Origin of the sequence: Enterococcus sp. AZ141 (assembly GCF_051714385.1) — a bacterium.
Taxonomy (GTDB): Bacteria; Bacillota; Bacilli; order Lactobacillales; family Enterococcaceae; genus Enterococcus_D; species Enterococcus_D entomosocium.
The window spans coordinates 3,432,518-3,451,184 of the sequence record NZ_JBIORT010000001.1 but is presented as its reverse complement, the minus strand read 5'-3'; the positions used below and the strand labels follow the sequence as shown (position 1 = coordinate 3,451,184).

Here is an 18,667-nt window from a genome sequence, read left to right as displayed (position 1 = left end):
GCGTGTTTTCAAGTAGAGGAGATGAAGGAATGACAGATGTCAAAAAAATGACCGAATTTGGTTCGCAAGAAGGACTGGACTTGGTTTCTTATGCCTTTCAGTGGGAATTGAATGAAACAAATATCAAGCGCTATCGCAAGCTTGCGGAAAATTCTTGGAATTATGGTTCCTACGATGGGAATGGAAAATTGGCGAGCCAAATCATGGCAACGATTTTTGATGTGAACTTTCATGGAACGAGTTATCCGATGGCAGGGATCGGTTTTGTGGCTTCGTATCCAGAGTATCGCAGCCAAGGTCGGATCGATCGGATCATGAAACAAATCATTAAGGACTGCTATGAACAAAAAATCGTTCTTTCCTATCTGGCACCTTTCTCCTTTGCGTTTTATCGCAGATATGGGTATGAGTATACTTTTGAACGGGCGGTTTATGAAGTCGATGCGCATCAATGGCCCGATGGCAAGAAAGTGAATGGAACGATTCAACGCATGAATTGGGAGGAAGCACAGCCGATCATTCACGAGATTTATCATCAATTGCCGCGCCATCAAAAGGGCGGACTGATTCGCCAACCCTGGTGGGAAGAAATCAAGTTTGTTTTGCGCCGACCGTATACGTTTGCGATTTATCGCAATGAAGCAGGGGTCCCTGAAGGCTACTTGATTTACTTTATCGAGGGAGGACGTTTCGATATTCAAGAGTGGGGCTATTTGACTGCGAATGCTTACCAAGGATTTAATCGGTTTATCGTCTCCCATGCAGATTCAGTAGCACAGATTAACTATCGACCAGGGTTTGATGGGGAAGTCCTACAAGCAAACGCGGCCAAACCATTGTCTCACTACCAAGTGCGCCCGGACATGATGGCGCGCGTCATCGATGTGGAAGGGTTTCTAAAAAGTTATCCATTTACGATGAAAAAAGCTGGTCGTTTTGCCATAGAAATTCAAGGGGATGAATATGCCCCATGGAATAATGGGTGTTATGAAGTGACAATCGAAAACGCTCAGCATCAGGTCACGAAAACGACGGCCACCAAGCTGCCAAAAGCAACCTTGTCGATTCAGCGTTTTGTGCAGCTGTTCTTGCAGGCACAATCCCTCGATTCTCTGGTCTTTTTCCAGCAAATGGAAACGGACCAGGAAGCTGCAGTGTTGATTCAGGAAAACTTGCCAACAGGAAAACCACTATTGGAAGACTATTTCTAAGCAAATCGACACAGACGCATTCACTTTCTAACAAAAAAAGATTCCTTAAAAATAAGGAATCTTTTTCTTCAAAAAACGTTCCCTGCCGGAATCGAACCAGCAACTAATCCTTAGGAGGGACTTGTTATATCCATTTAACTAAGGGAACACAATAGCTATATTTTACCTGTTATTCGTGTTTCTCGCAAGATGAGAAGGAAAAGAAAGGAAGAAAAACATGGTCAAACGATTGATAAGTGCAAACTATAGTGAAATCAAAGAAATGTCGGCGCAAGAATTGAAACAATCCATTAAAGCGAGCGAAGGACGAGTAATCGTCTGTGAAACGGTGGTTCAAACCATGCCGCAAGCTGGCGATATCACCAACGCAGAAGTCGCGGCAGCTTTTGGGGCTGACTTAATTTTGTTGAATGGGTTTGATTGTTATCGCCCAGCTATTTTTGGGATGCCTGGTATCACATTGGAGCAGCTGCTTGATCCTAAACAACCGATTGAAAACCCGATTCCTCAACTAAAACAACTGATTGGACGACCTGTCGGCATCAATCTTGAGCCGATCCCAGCTACGACGGAGATGATGAGTGAAAAGATCAGCATCAGTCAAGGCCGAACAAGTTCGGTTGACACCATCAAAAAAGCCCAAGAACTCGGGGTGGACTTTCTCTGCTTTACAGGCAATCCTGGAACAGGTGTGACCAACCGAGAAATCGCTAAAGCAGTAAAATTGGCAAAAGAACATTTCTCTGGGTTGATCATCGCTGGAAAAATGCACAGTGCCGGCTCAGATGAGCCTGTGGTTGATCGAGAAGCCATCATTTCTTACGCTGAAGCTGGGGCAGATATTTTGTTACTGCCTTCCGTTGGCTCGATTCAAGGCTTTCTAGAAAAGGATCTGATTGAAGCTGTTCAAATTGCCAAACAATATGACTTATTGACGATGTCAGCGATCGGAACGAGTCAAGAAAGCGCACGTCCAGAAACGTTGTGGCAATTAGCCATTATCAACAAAACCTGTGGGGTCGATCTGCAGCATATCGGTGATGCCGGCTATGGCGGCATGGCACCGACCGAAAATATTTTTGAAACATCGGTTGCGATTAGAGGCATGCGCCATACGATCAATCGTGTCGGGCGTTCAATCAACCGTTAAATCAGAAAAAAATACTAGCGAAGGAAAGCGAAGAATCGTTCTGCTTCGCTTTTTGCATTTTTTTCGCTAAGTTAGAAAGAAAGGAGGGAACACAAAATGAAACAAGCATTGATCATTTATGGAGGTTGGGAAGGACACGCCCCAAAAGAGACCAGTCAGTTTTACCAAACGTTGCTGGAGTCAGAAGGATATCAGGTGACACTCGCCTCAGATTTTGAACCTCTCTATCATAAAGAAGAATTAAAAAGGCTGGATCTGTTGATCATGAATTGGACGCGAGGAGAATTGCCTGATGAGCCGCTGCAAAATGTTACTCAGGCTGTAGCAGAAGGATTAGGATTAGCAGGAGTTCATGGCGGCTTTGCTTCGGCTTTTCAAGCCAGTAAAGGCTGGTTGTTTCTGACTGGTGGCTGTTTTTTGGCACATCCTGGTGGCTTGGAAACGACCTATAGCATCGATCTTACGACAGATCACTATATTACGGCAAATACGCAATCGATCCCTCAGTTGACGACGGAGCAATACTATTGCTTGGTTGATCCAGCCGTCACTGTGTTAGCTACCTCAACATTTGCCGCTAAAGATCATCCGAATGCAGCTAACCAAGAAGTCATACTGCCAATGATGTGGATCAAAAAATGGGGCAAGGGCAGAGTCTTTTTCCAATCCGTTGGACACAGTCTAAAAGAGCTGAAAGAGCCGACCATTCAGACTTGGACCAAACGAGGCTTTCTATGGGCCACCAGAAATACATTGGCTGATCCGCTGAAAAATAGCCAGTATAGTGAGTCATCAGAAAAACGAATGAGGAAATAAACGCGTGCAATCGTTTTACTTTATGGAAGAAAATAAGCATGGTACACTTTATTTGTATTTGATTAAGCAGGAGGTAATGTGGAATGGGAAAATTTGGAAAAAGTTTTTTATCGCAGGTAATATCTGACGGAATCAAAGGACCATTTGTCACGATCATGCTCAATACGCATGTCGGCCACCAGAATGTCGAAAAGGATCAAATCAAATTTAAGAACTTTGCCAAAGATGCGAAGCGCCGCTTTGAAAAGAAATACCCAGAACATTCTTGGGATCTTTTTCAAATGAAAATTGATGAACTGCTTGCAGATCAATCATTTTGGCGCAACAGTACAACAAGTGTGGCGGTGATTATCACCCCAGAAGAGGTACTGGTCCATCGGTTAAGTATTCGTGTGGATGATCAATATTACGTAGGGGAAACCCCTTATGTATTAGCTGTCATCAAAAATGCACAATTTAATTACCCATTTTATCTCTTAGCGTTGAATCGCGATTCAATGCAAGTCTATCAAGTTGAAAACAATCAAGTGCGTGAAGTCGAGTTGCCAGAAGAGGCACCGACGACGATTGAAAAAGCGCTGGGGGAAGAAGTCACTGGTGGTGGTAACTTTAATTACAGTGCTCAAGGTGGCCCTAACTCAGGGGGAGAAGGCGTTGCTTATCACGGCTTTAGTGCCAAAGATGAAGAAGTCGAGATCGATCACGTCAACTACTACCAAGCAGTTGATGCATTTTTCAAGAATGATTTTTCAAATGAAGAGCATTTACCAATGTATCTGTTTGCATTACCAGAAAATCAAACGCTGTTTAAAAAAGTGGCAAAAACGAACTTTTTCAAAGCAGAACCAAGTATTTCCTCTTCCCCAGCATCGTTATCCTTGAAAGAGATCCAAACGTGTACGCAAAAGCTGATTGCGGAGTTGACACAAAAAGAAGTTGGGGAATACGGCAAGCTGTTGGATCGAAAATTTATTGACCAATTGGTTGATATCGTGCCTGCAGCCAAAGAAGGCCGGATCGCCTATCTGTTTGTGGCTACCTCAAATCTCGCCGATGGTTTTGGAGAAGATCCTGATACAGAGTACGATCGGCGGCAAGTGTTAAATACACTGGCAATCGATGTTTTAGAGAACGGCGGTGAGGTATCTATCTTGGAACAAAAAGATGCCCCTGGAGAAAAAAGTTTGACGGCGATTTTGCGCTACTAAACGCAGTTGCGTCGTTAGCCAATAAATCGTTTCCAAAAAAGAGAAGGCTGTTGCAGATCTTTAATGCAGCAGTCTTTTTGCGAATTATAAAAAAATAAAGGCGTTTTCATTTTTTTTGATTTTCTATTAGTCATAATGAAGATAATGTGCTATAATACAAAGTGTAGTTTTTGTTACGGTAAATTATGGTAGCTTGTTTCATCTTAAACATCTTCCACATTTTCACCTTATACAAGTAATTGCAAAATATGTGTATAAACACAAGGAGGATTTTTATTATGGAAACAGGTACAGTTAAATGGTTTAACTCAGACAAAGGTTTTGGATTCATCACTGCAGAAAACGGTAACGATGTATTCGTTCATTTCTCAGCTATCCAAGGCGAAGGCTTCAAAACTTTAGAAGAAGGTCAAGCAGTGACTTTCGATATCGAAGACGGACAACGTGGCCCTCAAGCGACTAACGTTAACAAAGCATAATTAGTGAATGCCTTTTAAGAGCAGCTTAGCTGCTCTTTTTTTGTGCGCGAGATAGTTGCTTGCAGACAAAGGAGTTGTTATACTCTTAAAAAAAGGAGGCACATTTATGGGATTGAATGAATTTATTCTCGGATTGGCTAATTTAGAGAAGATCCAACGAGCGCCGGGTTTTTTTAAGTTTACTGAGCACAGTGTAGCTGCTCATTCATTTCGAGTAACGATGATTGCCCAGACCTTAGCTGATATCGAAGAAAAGGCGGGGAATCAAGTCAATTGGCAAATTCTCTACGAAAAAGCCTTGAATCATGATTACACTGAACGTTTCATCGGTGATATCAAAACGCCGGTCAAATATGCGAACAAAGAATTGCGGGCAATGTTATCAACCGTTGAAGAAAAAATGACCGATGCCTTCATCGAAGAAGAAATTCCAGGAAGCTTTCAAGCAACGTATCGCAGACGCTTAGCGGATGGCAAAGACAACAGCCTTGAAGGGCAGCTATTAGCAATTGCGGATAAGATCGATCTTTTGTATGAATCTTTTGAAGAGATCTCAAAAAGCAACCCAGATAAAGTATACAAAGAAATGTTTCGAGAGGCCGTTTTAACCGTCAAAGAGTTTCAGCATCGTCCGTGTGTCACTTATTTCTTTGAAGCCATTTTTCCAGAGTTACTAAATGCAGATTTTTATGGCAAGACTGCTTTTCTAGAAGAAATCGCGGCTTTGGTGGAAAAATAACCCAAACGAAAAAACGAAAAATCAAGAAATGATCCATCTCAAGGGCTTCAATGAAACAAGTGAGGGGATCAGGTTTGATTTTTCGTTTTTTTGTTGGATTAAAGCAAAGATTCTGCTCCATCAATATAGACTTCCGTTCCAGAAATATTGCCGGCAGCCTCTGAAGATAGAAAAAGCACAAGGTTGGCGACTTGTTCTGGCACGCCTGTTTCTTGCTTTAATGGTCGAGAACGTTCTGGATATTTGACGGGGATCTCAACGCGAGCAACCTCTTCTTCAATTTCTGTGCTGGCATCGATATTCGTCGCGATCGCCCCAGGGCAGATGGCATTGACCCGAATATTATAACCAGAAAGTTCCAGCGCAGCCATTTTTGTAAAGGCGACTTGACCTGCCTTAGACGTACTGTAAGCAGTCGCACCAAAATTGCTGAAGATGCGGTTTCCATTGACTGAACTCGTAATGACAATGCTGCCACCGTTCGTTTTCATAAAGGGAATGGCTGCTTTGACGGTAATAAAGGTACTACGTAAGTTTGTGTTGATCGTCTGATCCCATTCTGCCACTGTCAGCTCTTCGATCGGTGTCCAGGTACCGTTGATGCCGGCATTGACATGGAGTACATCGAGACCGCCTAGTTCTTCTACAAGACCACTCATTGCTTCTTGCAGCTTATCCGCTTCAGTGACGTCAACCGCTCGATAATGGGCTTGTGCTTGATAGTCAGCAAGAAACTCCTGCAGCTCTTCTTCGTTGCGATCAATTAACCCAACAAGTGCGCCCTGTGCTAGAAATTGTTCTGCCACCGCTTTTCCAATCCCTGAAGCAGCCCCCGTTATAATCACTCGTTTGTTTTTGAAATCATTCATTTTTTTCGCCTCCTTACAGTAAATTATAAAAAAGATCCCTTTTTTTGTCGAAAAAAGCGATCAGCGAACAGCAACAAACTTCTTCAGCTAGGAAACGCCAATGGTTGGTTTTCTAATTTTACCTCCCGAGAACCCTCTTATCTAGTGGGAAAACAGATGTAATCGCCATTGATTTTGTAGTATAATGCAGACAGTGTGCAAGGAGGAATACAATGAAACCCATATACGCTGTGGTGGATCTTGAAACAACAGGAACCGATTCGACGATTGATCGAATTATTCAATTTGGCTGTGTCTTAGTCCAAGATGGCAAGATCATCAATCGTTTTGCCGCAGATATCAACCCTGACCGCAGAATTTCTAAGCAAATTCAACGATTGACACACATCACAAACCAACAAGTAAGCAAAGCGCCATATTTCGAAGACGTAGCTGATACGATCTATAACTTACTCAGCAACACGATTTTTGTGGCGCATAATATTTATTTTGATTATCATTTTTTAAGCAATGAATTTGTGCGTTGCGGGCTACCGCCTTTATCACTTCCCGGAATCGATACGGTGGAATTGGCGCAAGTGTTTCTACCAACAGAAAGCAGCTTTCGTTTAGGCGATCTGGCAGATAGCATCGGCTTTCGTCATGATAACCCGCATCAAGCTGATAGTGATGCAGAAGTGACCGCAGCTTTATTTTTGTATATCGAAGCGATCATGCGAGAACTGCCCCGAACGACCCTTAAACAAATTGCGCTTTTAAGCGGTCAAATGGGCATGCAAACGAGTGACTATATCCATGGAATCTTAAAAGAAAAAGGCCCAGAGTTGGCAGAAGATTTAGAAGTGATCGACGGTATCGTATTGCGGAAAAAGACCGTCCCGCTTTTTGAATCTACGCATTTTCAAGAAACGTATCCGAAAGTTAAAACGGAAAAAGAACAGCGCTTTGGCCAGCACTTAGTCTATCGGAAACAACAAGCACGCTTGATGAATGCAGTGTATACGCATTACACCCAGCCAGAGAAAAATCTGATCATTGAAGCAGAAACAGGCATGGGGAAAACCATTGGTTACTTGTTTCCAGCCGCCTATTTAGTGACACCAGAAAATCCGTTGATCGTTAGTACCTCTTCAATTCTATTGCAAAATCAAATCATCAACAAAGACATTCCTTTGGTAAACCAAGTACTGCAGCAACCTTTGCAAGCAGTTTTGGTCAAAAGTCATCGTCATTACATTGATTTGCAGCGTTTTAAAGCGACCCTTGATCAACCGATAGAGCAAAAGCAATATGCGCAATACCAAATGGGGATCTTAGTTTGGCTGACTAAAACAGAAACGGGGGATTTCGATGAATTGAACTTGGTTCGACTTGATCATCCTTTATTTACCGACATCCGCCATCGCGGCGTTGCTTTTTTAGCCAAAGATCAACCCTTCTATGAACAAGATTTTGTTCGACATTTATATAAGCGGATGGCGCAAAGCAATGTTTTGATCGTCAACCATGCCTTTTTGATGCAGGAAAACCGGCGAGCGCAGCCACTGTTGCCAACGAGTGATTACTTATTGATTGATGAAGCCCAACAGTTGCCGCAGCAAGCAGAAGGCTTTAGTCAACATGTCTTTGACTCTGCTCACTTCAAGCGGCAGTTTTTACAGCTAAATGAAGAAGGCCTATTTGAAGAAATTGCCCAAATCATTACCGAGGATGACTTTCTGCAACGGATGTTCTCGTTGTATCGAAACGCGTTGTCGATCTTGGTCGAAACACAAGAACAGTATTTTCGCAGTTTGTCGATCGATGCGCCAGAGCTACAAGTCGTGCACCATGACGACCTCTATGATGGCACGTTAGAACAAGACAAGCTGCATCAGAAATTGAGCCTTTACTATCAAGAAATCAATGAGATCCAACAACAGTTGCGTCAGCGATTCGAGTTGACCAATGATCGGTGGTATGCAAGACAACGAATCGTGATTGCTCGTTTGTTTGATTTCTTTGGTCAAATGGAAACCCAGGAACAAACGGTGACCGCATGGTTGACTTGGTGGCATCCTCGTTACGTTCATTGGTTGAAAAAGCATCCCCAGTCAGGAAATGCTGTGATTGAATTAGCTGATCTAGAAGGGCATTCGATCGTGGAAAGCACGTGGTATCAACGCTATCAGCACATCATTTATCTTGGGGGGACATTGAAGATCCCAGGAAAAAAAGAATATTTTGCCCATCAGATCGGCTTGACCGATGTGCCAGTCAAAACGATCCCCGCTTTTTATGACTACAGCAAACAAACTCGACTCTATGTAGTTAAAAAAGGACTCTCGATCCAACAAGCATCAGCTGCTGAATACGCGGATTATTTAGTCGAAGCGTTAGTCCCAATTTTGTTTGACAATCCGCAACCAGCGCTTGTGTTGTTTACGGCGCACGAAACTTTGAAAAATGTCTATGATCGATTGAATAAAAAAGCCCTGCATTATGGCAGAGAAATCGTTGCTCAAGGAACTGGCGGAACCCGTGAGAAAATCTTAAAGAAATTTTTATTAGCGGAAAATGGCATCTTATTAGGGACTAGCAGTTTTTGGGAAGGGGTCGACCTACCAGGTCAGGCCTTGAAGATCGCTGTGGTGACTCGCTTACCTTTTGAGAATCCTAAGCAACCAATGGTCCAAGCACGGCATGCCTTCTTGGAAGCAGAAGGCATCGATTCTTTCAAAGAAGATGCCTTACCTAAAGCGATTCTACGGCTACGCCAAGCGTTGGGGCGCTTGATCCGTTCTGAAGAGGATACAGGCGTGATGGTCGTCCTTGATCGACGCTTGTTATCAACGAAGTATGGCAAACGGATGGTCAAAGGTCTACCTAAAAACTTACCTCTGATTGAAGCTAGTCCAACCGAAATTGCCGAAGATATTCAACATTTTTTTGCGCAAGAGGAAAAAGCGGCGGTTGATTTTGAAAAATGAGTCGAACATCTGATATAATGAGTTTTATTTAAGATTGGAGTACGAAGTGTGAAAACAAAAGACAAAGAACATCGGCGAGTGATTATTTTGCTGAGTGCGATCACGGTTTTACTGGTCGTTATTCTCTTCGCTTCTATTTTCTATCTCCGTTCTTCTCGTCCAATGCGGCAAGCAAGAAACGAAGCGATCGAAATAGCAGAAAGATACACCGATTTAGCAGAGGTCGAACAATTTTATTGGTTCACCCGTGAGGAAACATCTTTTAGCATTGTTGGAAAAGATACGAATAACAATGAGATCGTCGTGATCATTCCTAAAAGCGGCGAAAAGGTTTCCGTTTTTAATCAAGGGGATGGATTGACGGAAGCACAGGCCAAGGCCTTCGTTCGCGACAACCATCAAGGGCAGGAAATCCAAAAAGCAGCATTGGGTATTTTTAAAGGCGAGCCCGCTTGGGAAGTCATGACTAAAGACGACCAAGGCCGCTTGAACTATTATTTGATTGGTTTCAAAGATGGAGAAGAAATCAAAGCGGTCACTGAACTATAAAAAGGCGCTTTTGATAGACAGAAATTTGGATCGTAGGAAGGATGATAAACATGGTACTTTCAAAAAGAGCAGAAAAATTAGAACCCTCCGCTACGTTAGCGGCATCTGCTAAGGCAAAAGCATTAGCAGACCAAGGTGTAGACGTATTAAGTCTAACCGTCGGTGAGCCCGACTTTATTACCCCGAAGAACATTCGCCAAGCAGCGATTGCAGCGATTGAGAGCGGCAAAGCTAGTTTTTATACAGCAACTGCTGGGATTCCAGAGCTAAAACAGGCGATTCTTGCTTATATGAAAGAGTTTTATGGTGCTGACTATGATTCAAACCAAGTGATCGTGACAGATGGCGCGAAATTTGCTTTGTATACGTTGTTTCAAGCGCTTCTTGATGAAGAGGATGAAGTACTTATTCCAGTTCCTTACTGGGTCAGTTATGCGGAACAAGTCCGTTTAGCAGAAGGGACACCTGTGTTTGTTGAAGCTAAGCAATCAGCAGATTTTAAAGTTTCTGTTGCTCAATTAGAAGCCGCTCGTACAGAGCAAACGAAAGCCATCATTTTAAACTCGCCTGCCAACCCAACAGGGGCGATATACTCAAAAGAAGAATTAACGGCAATCGGCAACTGGGCAGTGGAAAATAATATTTGGATCATAGCGGATGATATCTATGGTCGTTTGGTTTATAACGGCAATACCTTTACATCAATCGCTAGTCTATCAGAAGAGATCCGCAAACAAACCATCGTGATCAACGGCGTTTCTAAAACCTATTCTATGACTGGGTGGCGGATCGGATTTGCTGTCGGCGATGCAAAAATCATCAAAGCGATGGTCGATATCGCTTCCCAAGCTACCAGCAACCCGCCGGCTGCTAGCCAATACGCTGCAGTTGAGGCACTGACTGGTAATCAAGAATCGATCGAAGTGATGCGTCAGGCCTTCGAAGAACGCTTGAACAAACTATATCCGCTAATTGCCGCTATTCCTGGTTTTCAGGTGACGAAACCCCAAGGCGCGTTTTACTTGTTCCCAAATGTCAAAGAAGCCATGACAATGTGCGGCTATCAAACCATTGATGCCTTCGTAGAAGCTTTACTAATGGAAGCCCACGTGGCAGTAGTGACTGGTGCTGGTTTTGGCACACCGGATTATTTACGAATCAGCTATGCAACTGATTGGGACACGTTAGCGGAAGCTACCAAACGAATCCATGATTTTGTTGAAAAGAAGCGCCAAAAAGCTTAAAATGCTCTATGGTGCCTTTATTAATTAGATAGGAGAGAATCAAGTGGAATCTATTCAAATTTTAGATGCAAAAAAACACGTTGGCGAAACCGTTCAAATCGGCGCATGGGTTGCTAACAAACGTTCCAGCGGCAAGATCGCCTTCTTACAACTTCGCGACGGAACAGCGTATTTCCAAGGAATCGTTGTGAAAAGTGAAGTAGGGGAAGAAGTTTTCCAATTAGCGAAAAATTTAAATCAGGAAACTGCCGTACTGGTCACTGGGGAAATCAGGGAAGACAGCCGCTCAAAATTTGGCTATGAAATTGGCATTTCTGGTTTAGAAGTTGTTGGGGAAAGCCATGATTACCCAATCACACCAAAAGAACACGGAACAGATTTCTTGATGGACCATCGTCATTTATGGTTGCGTTCCTCAAAACAACACGCCATCATGCAAATCAGAAACGAAATCATCCGGGCAACGTATGAATTCTTCAACAAGAATGGCTTCATCAAAATCGATCCACCGATCCTAACCGGATCAGCACCAGAAGGAACGACCGATTTATTTGAAACCAACTATTTCGATCAAAAAGCATATCTATCTCAGTCCGGTCAATTGTACATGGAAGCTGCCGCTATGGCGTTTGGCAAAGTCTTTTCTTTTGGACCAACCTTCCGTGCCGAAAAATCAAAGACACGTCGTCACTTGATTGAATTTTGGATGATTGAACCAGAAATGGCCTTTATGCACCAAGAAGAAAGTTTAGAAGTCCAAGAGCAGTACGTGGCATTCTTAGTGCAAAATGTGCTCGATAACTGTGACTATGCGTTAGACGTCTTAGGTCGTGACCGTGAAGTCTTGAAAAAATACACCAAATTACCATTCCCACGAATCTCTTACGATGATGCAGTGGAATTATTACAAAAGAACGGCTTTGATGATATTCAATGGGGCGATGACTTTGGCTCACCACATGAGACCTTTATTGCCAATTCATTCGATCAGCCCGTCTTTATCTTAAACTATCCAAAAGCCATCAAACCCTTCTATATGAAGCCACATCCAACGAGAGAAGATGTCGTGATCTGTGCCGATATGATCGCACCAGAAGGCTATGGCGAGATCATAGGCGGTTCTGAACGTGCTATCGATCATGAATACCTGCTAGAACAAATCCGCGCCCACGGCTTAGACGAAAACGAATACTCATGGTATTTAGACCTACGCAAGTACGGCTCAGTTCCTCACACCGGCTTTGGACTTGGACTAGAACGGACCGTTACCTGGTTATCAGGAATCGAGCACGTAAGAGAATCCATTCCGTTTCCACGGTTGTTGAATCGGATTTATCCGTAATTTAAAAAGATTTTGTGCAAAAGCGTAAACGATTCACTCATCACACCATCCCTTGCTAGAAAGTCTCTAGCGGGGCTGGTGTTTTTATCTGCTCTTGATGATGAGGGATTACTTCAGAAAAGAAGCAAGCAGCAATCCAACGGGCGGCTGGGACTGAACAGAAGAAATCGCTTTGCTTGCCGAGTGTGCTTTTTTTACGCGCGGGGATGTGATATAATAACAAATTGACTAGTATCTCTCATTTTATAACATTAAGGACAATACACTATGGATAATAGAAAAACGAATAAAATAATCATCAGTATTGTGACACATAATAGTCGTGATATATTCAAAACATTGGATCATCTGGAGAAAGAGATAGGAGAGGATCCACGCTTTGAAGTGAAAATATTTGATAATAATTCGAAAGCAGAATACATTGCTAAAATGCAAGACTATCCATTTGTCACTGTCATCTCAGCCAATGAAAATCTTGGATTTGGTCATGGACACAATCAATTATTAATGAATGCAACGCAAGAATACGGATTTATTTGCAATCCTGATATTCTTGTCACGAAAGAATCAATTGAAGGATTATTAAAAAGAATTCAAGAGAATGAAGCAGCTGTCGTAGTTCCTCAGGTTTTGAACGAAGATGGCTCTATTCAGTATTTAGTAAGAAAACGATTAGCTGTATTCGATTATTTCTTGCGATTTATTCCGTTTCATTGGGTAAAAAAAGTATTTAAAAAAAGACTGTCTGCTTATGAGTGCCGTGACCTTCCACAAGATCAAACCAGTTATATCCGAATGGGCTCTGGTTGTTTTATGTTGGTAGAAATCGCTCACTTTAAAGAAATCGGCGGCTTTGACGAACAGTTCTTTATGTATTTTGAAGACAATGATTTGTGTTTGAGATATGAAAAAGCGGGGTACCGCATTTTGTATACGCCCTTTGAAAAAGTCGTGCACTTATACGGTAAAGGAGCTCATAGAAGTGCAAAACTCTTTTTGGTGTTTATGCATTCGATGATGAAATTTTTTAATAAATGGGGTTGGAGGCTGTTTTGATGAACCGTTTATTTGTGACGATCGTAATGTATGAAAGAAGCTGGCAAGAAGCGTCGGCTTCACCGCTTTTGGAAAAAGCGGTGAAGAACCAGCAGATCCAATTGCTGGTTTATGATAACAGTCCACAAAGTCATGATGAGCCTTTTTTTCAGCATCCATTAGTGACCTATTTCCATGATCCAGCCAATCCCGGTCTCTCCAAAGCATACAATAAAGGGTTTAAGTCTGCGTCTAGGGGCGATTTTGATTTGCTGCTTCTCTTGGACCAAGATACGGAGCTGACAGAAGCCTACCTAAACTTTCTTATGGCTGAGACGATCGGAACTGAAATAGGTGCTGTTGTGCCGCTGATTTACAGTGGCACAACACAGGTATCGCCGGTCTTAGCTGATCGTTACATCAATCGAAATCTGGCATATCCTGCTATTGGTGAGCAAAAACAGCGGATTATGGCAATCAATTCCGGCACCGCAGTCACTCTCGCGGCTATAAAAAAAATCGGCGGATTCAATGATGCTTTTCCACTGGATTTTTTAGATCATTGGCTTTTTCTTCGCTTACATCAAGAAGGCTTTCGGTTTTTGATTGCAAACCAAAAGCTGAATCATGATCTTTCAGTCATGCATTATAAAACGATGACTAGGGAAAGATATGATCAGATTCTTACCAGTGAATCGAAATTCTATAGGGATTTCGATAAAGAAAAGAAAAAGGAACATGAAAAACAGCTTTTTTTTCGAACAATAAAACAAGCACTTTCACCCAAAATGTGCCGATTCAGTCGAAGAACATGGAAAGAATACTTGTCATTTAGGAAGGATCATTTATGATATCAGTATGTGTAGCCACTTATAACGGAGAAAAGTATCTTCAAGAACAGCTGGACAGCATTCTAATTCAACTTGCACCTGATGATGAGCTGATTATTTCGGATGACTTCTCTACTGACAAGACAAGAAATATCCTCGATTCTTATCGCGCAGATCCCCGAATCAAACTTTTGGAAGGACCGCAAAAAGGCATTATCAAAAATTTTGAACACGCAATTAACCAGGCTTCAGGCGATCTGATTTTTTTGGCCGACCAAGACGATGTGTGGCTTCCCGATAAAGTTGCTGATACAAAAGCAAAATTTAATGAAAAAAAAGAGACACAGGTAGTCATTTCTGATTTGAGAATTGTCGATGAGCAGCTTGAACTGATTGAACCCTCCTATTTTGCCTATCGGAATGTGAAAGTCGGATTTTTACGAAATTTACTTAAAAATAAGTACATCGGAGCAGGCATGGCTTTTCGAAGAGAGTTGAAGCCATCTATTCTTCCGTTTCCGCAAGCAATTCCAATGCATGATATGTGGATCGGTGCAATGGCAGGCAACCGTATCGAACTTATCGATAAGCAGTTAACGTTGTATCGAAGACATGAAAAAAATGCTAGTGAAATCAAAACATCCGCTTCATTTGGCCAGCAATTCGTGTGGCGCTGGGGTTTAATCAGAAGCCTGATCATGAGAAAGGTATTTGATAAATAAAAGTTACATTTTCATTTCAAAACTTTGATTTGAATGACAAAGCTTTCTAGAAATGAGATAATGCTGTGGTGAGAAATACAAGTAAATTATTTAAGGAGCGTAATGAATGAAAGGGATTATTTTAGCAGGCGGTTCAGGAACACGCCTTTATCCATTAACAAAAGCAACTTCTAAACAATTGATGCCTATTTATGACAAACCAATGATTTTTTACCCAATGTCTACATTGATGTTGGCGGGGATCAAAGAAATTTTAATTATTTCCACTCCTCAAGATACTCCTCGCTTTCAAGAGTTATTCGGCGATGGCAAAGACTTAGGACTGCAAATTGACTATGCAGTGCAGCCAAGTCCTGACGGCCTCGCTCAAGCATTCATTATTGGGGAAAAGTTTATCGGCACTGATAGTGTTTGTTTAGTCTTAGGAGACAATATTTATTATGGCGGCGGTCTATCGAAAATGCTTCAACGAGCTGCTGCAAAAGAATCAGGTGCAACTGTTTTTGGCTATCATGTAAATGATCCTGAACGATTTGGTGTAGTGGAGTTTGATGACGATATGCACGCCTTGTCTATTGAAGAAAAACCTGAGAAGCCGAAATCAAATTATGCTGTAACAGGTCTGTATTTCTATGATAACGAAGTAGTCGAAATAGCCAAGAATATCAAACCGTCTGCGCGTGGAGAATTAGAAATTACCGATATCAATAAAGTTTATCTAGAAAAAAATAAACTTTCTGTTGAAGTCATGGGAAGAGGTTTCGCTTGGCTTGATACAGGAACACATGAAACATTGCTTGAGGCATCTACTTTTATTGAAACGATTGAAAAACGGCAAAACTTGAAAGTTGCGTGTTTGGAAGAAATATCATTCCGAATGGGCTATATCACAAGAGAGCAGTTGGTTGCTTTAGCTGAGCCATTGAAAAAAAATCAGTATGGTCAATATTTATTACGACTAGCTGCTGAATAAAGAGGAGACGCTTTGATGAAAGTTATAGAAACAAAATTGACAGATGTAAAATTAATAGAGATGGACGTTTACGGCGATCATCGAGGTTTTTTTACTGAAAGCTATTCAAAAGAAAAATTTTCAGCACAAGGAATTGACTTTGATTTTGTTCAAGATAACCACTCATTATCTGCTGGAGCAGGTGTGTTAAGAGGCCTGCATTTTCAAAAAGGTGAAGCAGCACAAACAAAATTGATTCGTGTGGTGACTGGTGCGGTACTTGATGTTATCGTAGATATTCGTAAAGGCAGCCCGACCTATGGAGAGTGGGAAGGGTACTTGTTAACCGAACACAACCATCGTCAGTTATTAGTACCTCGCGGATATGCCCACGGGTTTATGACACTGACCCCAAATGTGAACTTCTTGTATAAGTGTGACAACTATTATAATGCTGAAGCTGATGGCGGCATTGCATTTGATGATCCCGATTTGGCAATTACTTGGCCTATAGATGTGAAAAAAGCGATTCTATCAGAAAAAGATAAAAAACATCCAACACTGAAAGAATTTGAAATAGAAAATACATTTGTCTATGGTGAAGTATAAGGAGTGAAAGTGATGAAAAAAATTATTGTAACCGGTGGAGCAGGATTTATCGGCTCTAACTTTGTTCATTATGTGATCAATAATCATCCTGATGTTTTTGTAACAGTTTTAGATAAGCTGACCTATGCGGGAAATAAGAACAATCTTAATGGTCTTCCAAAGAATCGCTTCGAATTAGTTGTCGGCGACATTGCTGATCAGGAGCTGGTAGATAGATTGGTTCAGGATACAGACGCTGTCGTTCATTATGCTGCAGAATCTCATAATGACAACTCGTTGAAAGATCCTTTTCCGTTTGTTCAAACCAACATTATAGGAACGTATACGCTGATAGAAGCATGCCGAAAGTATAATGTAAGATACCATCATGTTTCAACCGATGAAGTATATGGCGATCTTCCTTTGAGAGAAGATCTTCCGGGACATGGCGAAGGAGCGGGAGAAAAATTCACGGACAAAACGCCGTATAACCCATCAAGTCCTTACTCTTCAACAAAAGCTGGTTCCGATCTTTTGGTAAAAGCTTGGGTGCGCTCATTCGGTCTCCAAGCGACGATCTCCAATTGTTCTAATAATTATGGACCTTATCAACACATTGAGAAATTTATTCCTCGACAAATTACCAATATTTTGAGCGGCATCAAGCCGAAATTGTACGGTGACGGGAAAAATGTCCGTGACTGGATTCATACAAATGATCATTCATCAGCTGTGTGGACGATTTTAACAAAGGGACAAATGGGTGAAACGTATCTCATCGGTGCCGATGGTGAAGAGGATAATAAAGCAGTAATTGAACTGATTTTAGAACTAATGGATCAGCCCAAAGACGCGTATGAGCACGTAAATGATCGACCAGGTCATGATTTACGCTATGCAATTGATTCGACAAAATTGAAAGAAGAATTGGGCTGGCAACCGGAATTCACCAATTTCCGAGATGGCTTAGCCGATACGATTGAGTGGTATCGCAACAACGAAGAATGGTGGAAGACAGAAAAAGAAGCGGTAGAGAAAAATTATGCTGCGAATGGACAATAAATAAAAGCAGGGAAACCTGCTTTTTTTGAAGGGATGAGAAATATGATTTTACTGACAGGCGGAAATGGGCAGCTGGGCACGGAGCTGCGACATCTATTAGATGAAAAAGGATTAAAATATGTCTCAACGGATGCCCAGGAAATGGATATTACGGACGAACAAGCAACTCTTGCGTTTATTCAAGAATTAAAACCGACCGTTATTTATCATTGTGCTGCATACACAGCAGTAGATAAGGCGGAAGATGAAGGCAAGGAACTTGATGAAAAAATCAATGTCAACGGGACGGAAAACGTTGCGAAAGCGGCGAAAACGGTAGGAGCAAAGTTTGTTTACATCAGTACTGATTATGTGTTCGATGGAACGAAAAAAGAGGGGGTCTACAAAGAAACAGATAAGCCGAATCCTCAAAATGAATACGGTCGTACAAAATTGCTGGGTGAACAAGCAGTGAAAGATCTTTTAGATGAATACTTCATTATTCGAACTTCATGGGTTTTTGGTAAATATGGACATAATTTTGTATATACAATGAAACGTTTAGCGCAAACGCACCCGCGCTTAACCGTCGTTGATGATCAATATGGCCGTCCAACATGGACCCGAACATTAGCTGAATTTATGGTCTATATTATCGAAAACAATGCAGACTATGGGATCTACCATCTATCAAATGACAATAGCTGTTCATGGTACGAATTTGCCAAAGAAATTCTGAAAGAAACTGATGTTGAGGTTGCACCTGTCACTTCAGCAGAATATCCGCAAAAAGCAAAACGACCACAATACTCGGTGTTGGATCTTACAAAAGCAAAGAATACCGGTTTTGTTATTCCTACTTGGGAAGAAGCATTGGCTGATATGACTGCATCTTTAGAGAAAGAAGAAAACTAGAAAAAGAG

General features: G+C 41.8%; 18 protein-coding genes and 1 tRNA gene. 17 read left to right on the top strand and 2 right to left on the bottom strand.

Features of this window, described 5'->3' with window-relative positions; translation table 11 throughout:
- Positions 1 to 29 precede the first annotated feature (29 nt).
- Complete coding sequence (locus tag IGI89_RS15865; RefSeq protein WP_438735835.1) at positions 30 to 1,211, top strand: GNAT family N-acetyltransferase; 1,182 nt, start codon at positions 30 to 32, stop codon at positions 1,209 to 1,211.
- Between the two features lie 76 nt (positions 1,212 to 1,287).
- Here IGI89_RS15865 and IGI89_RS15860 read toward each other — a convergent pair.
- Positions 1,288 to 1,359: transfer RNA gene (locus tag IGI89_RS15860), tRNA-Arg, on the bottom strand.
- A gap of 69 nt (positions 1,360 to 1,428) precedes the next feature.
- On the opposite strand from IGI89_RS15860, the gene IGI89_RS15855 reads away from it, so the two are divergent.
- The 5 genes from IGI89_RS15855 (at position 1,429) to IGI89_RS15835 (ending at position 5,603) form a co-directional block, all read left to right on the top strand.
- The gene (locus IGI89_RS15855) at positions 1,429 to 2,361 is read left to right on the top strand and encodes a DUF7916 family protein (RefSeq protein ID WP_438735834.1); all 933 of its coding nucleotides are present in this window, start codon (positions 1,429 to 1,431) and stop codon (positions 2,359 to 2,361) included.
- A gap of 96 nt (positions 2,362 to 2,457) precedes the next feature.
- Positions 2,458 to 3,177 carry a ThuA domain-containing protein gene (locus IGI89_RS15850; protein WP_016621256.1) on the top strand — a complete coding sequence of 240 codons (720 nt, stop codon included), beginning with the start codon at positions 2,458 to 2,460 and terminating at the stop codon, positions 3,175 to 3,177.
- A gap of 83 nt (positions 3,178 to 3,260) precedes the next feature.
- Complete coding sequence (locus IGI89_RS15845) at positions 3,261 to 4,385, top strand: baeRF6 domain-containing protein (RefSeq protein ID WP_430601522.1); 1,125 nt, start codon at positions 3,261 to 3,263, stop codon at positions 4,383 to 4,385.
- Between the two features lie 278 nt (positions 4,386 to 4,663).
- Entirely contained in the window at positions 4,664 to 4,864 is a 201-nt protein-coding gene (locus tag IGI89_RS15840) for a cold-shock protein (RefSeq protein ID WP_003126918.1), read from the top strand.
- Between the two features lie 106 nt (positions 4,865 to 4,970).
- Positions 4,971 to 5,603 (top strand): YfbR-like 5'-deoxynucleotidase, encoded by a 633-nt coding sequence (locus IGI89_RS15835; RefSeq protein WP_008381147.1) that lies wholly within the window; start codon positions 4,971 to 4,973, stop codon positions 5,601 to 5,603.
- Between the two features lie 98 nt (positions 5,604 to 5,701).
- Here the strand turns inward: IGI89_RS15835 and IGI89_RS15830 are convergent, their stop codons facing one another.
- A complete protein-coding gene (locus IGI89_RS15830; RefSeq protein ID WP_430601523.1) occupies positions 5,702 to 6,472 on the bottom strand; it encodes an SDR family oxidoreductase in 771 nt (256 codons plus the stop codon).
- 212 nt (positions 6,473 to 6,684) lie between these two features.
- On the opposite strand from IGI89_RS15830, the gene IGI89_RS15825 reads away from it, so the two are divergent.
- The 11 genes from IGI89_RS15825 (at position 6,685) to rfbD (ending at position 18,659) form a co-directional block, all read left to right on the top strand.
- Positions 6,685 to 9,441: a helicase C-terminal domain-containing protein gene (locus IGI89_RS15825; RefSeq protein ID WP_430601524.1), complete on the top strand. Its 2,757-nt coding sequence runs from the start codon at positions 6,685 to 6,687 to the stop codon at positions 9,439 to 9,441.
- Positions 9,442 to 9,489: 48 nt separating this feature from the next.
- On the top strand, positions 9,490 to 9,990 hold the full coding sequence (locus tag IGI89_RS15820; protein WP_005236934.1) for a cell wall elongation regulator TseB-like domain-containing protein: 501 nt from the start codon (positions 9,490 to 9,492) through the stop codon (positions 9,988 to 9,990).
- Between the two features lie 50 nt (positions 9,991 to 10,040).
- Positions 10,041 to 11,234: a pyridoxal phosphate-dependent aminotransferase gene (locus IGI89_RS15815; protein ID WP_008381156.1), complete on the top strand. Its 1,194-nt coding sequence runs from the start codon at positions 10,041 to 10,043 to the stop codon at positions 11,232 to 11,234.
- A 43-nt stretch (positions 11,235 to 11,277) separates the two neighbouring features.
- Entirely contained in the window at positions 11,278 to 12,576 is a 1,299-nt protein-coding gene (asnS, locus tag IGI89_RS15810) for an asparagine--tRNA ligase (RefSeq protein ID WP_005236932.1), read from the top strand.
- 267 nt (positions 12,577 to 12,843) lie between these two features.
- On the top strand, positions 12,844 to 13,632 hold the full coding sequence (locus tag IGI89_RS15805) for a glycosyltransferase family 2 protein (RefSeq protein WP_400451206.1): 789 nt from the start codon (positions 12,844 to 12,846) through the stop codon (positions 13,630 to 13,632).
- Positions 13,632 to 14,462, top strand: a complete 831-nt coding sequence (locus IGI89_RS15800) for a glycosyltransferase (protein WP_438735833.1) — start codon at positions 13,632 to 13,634, stop codon at positions 14,460 to 14,462. The genes IGI89_RS15805 and IGI89_RS15800 overlap by 1 nt, the downstream gene beginning before the upstream one ends.
- Entirely contained in the window at positions 14,459 to 15,163 is a 705-nt protein-coding gene (locus IGI89_RS15795) for a glycosyltransferase family 2 protein (protein ID WP_400451202.1), read from the top strand. The genes IGI89_RS15800 and IGI89_RS15795 overlap by 4 nt, the downstream gene beginning before the upstream one ends.
- A 106-nt stretch (positions 15,164 to 15,269) precedes the next feature.
- Complete coding sequence (gene rfbA, locus IGI89_RS15790) at positions 15,270 to 16,136, top strand: glucose-1-phosphate thymidylyltransferase RfbA (protein ID WP_060792921.1); 867 nt, start codon at positions 15,270 to 15,272, stop codon at positions 16,134 to 16,136.
- Between the two features lie 15 nt (positions 16,137 to 16,151).
- The gene (gene rfbC, locus IGI89_RS15785) at positions 16,152 to 16,724 is read left to right on the top strand and encodes a dTDP-4-dehydrorhamnose 3,5-epimerase (RefSeq protein WP_400451200.1); all 573 of its coding nucleotides are present in this window, start codon (positions 16,152 to 16,154) and stop codon (positions 16,722 to 16,724) included.
- A gap of 12 nt (positions 16,725 to 16,736) precedes the next feature.
- Entirely contained in the window at positions 16,737 to 17,765 is a 1,029-nt protein-coding gene (gene rfbB, locus IGI89_RS15780; RefSeq protein WP_060792923.1) for a dTDP-glucose 4,6-dehydratase, read from the top strand.
- A gap of 42 nt (positions 17,766 to 17,807) precedes the next feature.
- Positions 17,808 to 18,659 carry a dTDP-4-dehydrorhamnose reductase gene (rfbD, locus tag IGI89_RS15775; protein WP_400451198.1) on the top strand — a complete coding sequence of 284 codons (852 nt, stop codon included), beginning with the start codon at positions 17,808 to 17,810 and terminating at the stop codon, positions 18,657 to 18,659.
- Positions 18,660 to 18,667: the final 8 nt, after the last annotated feature.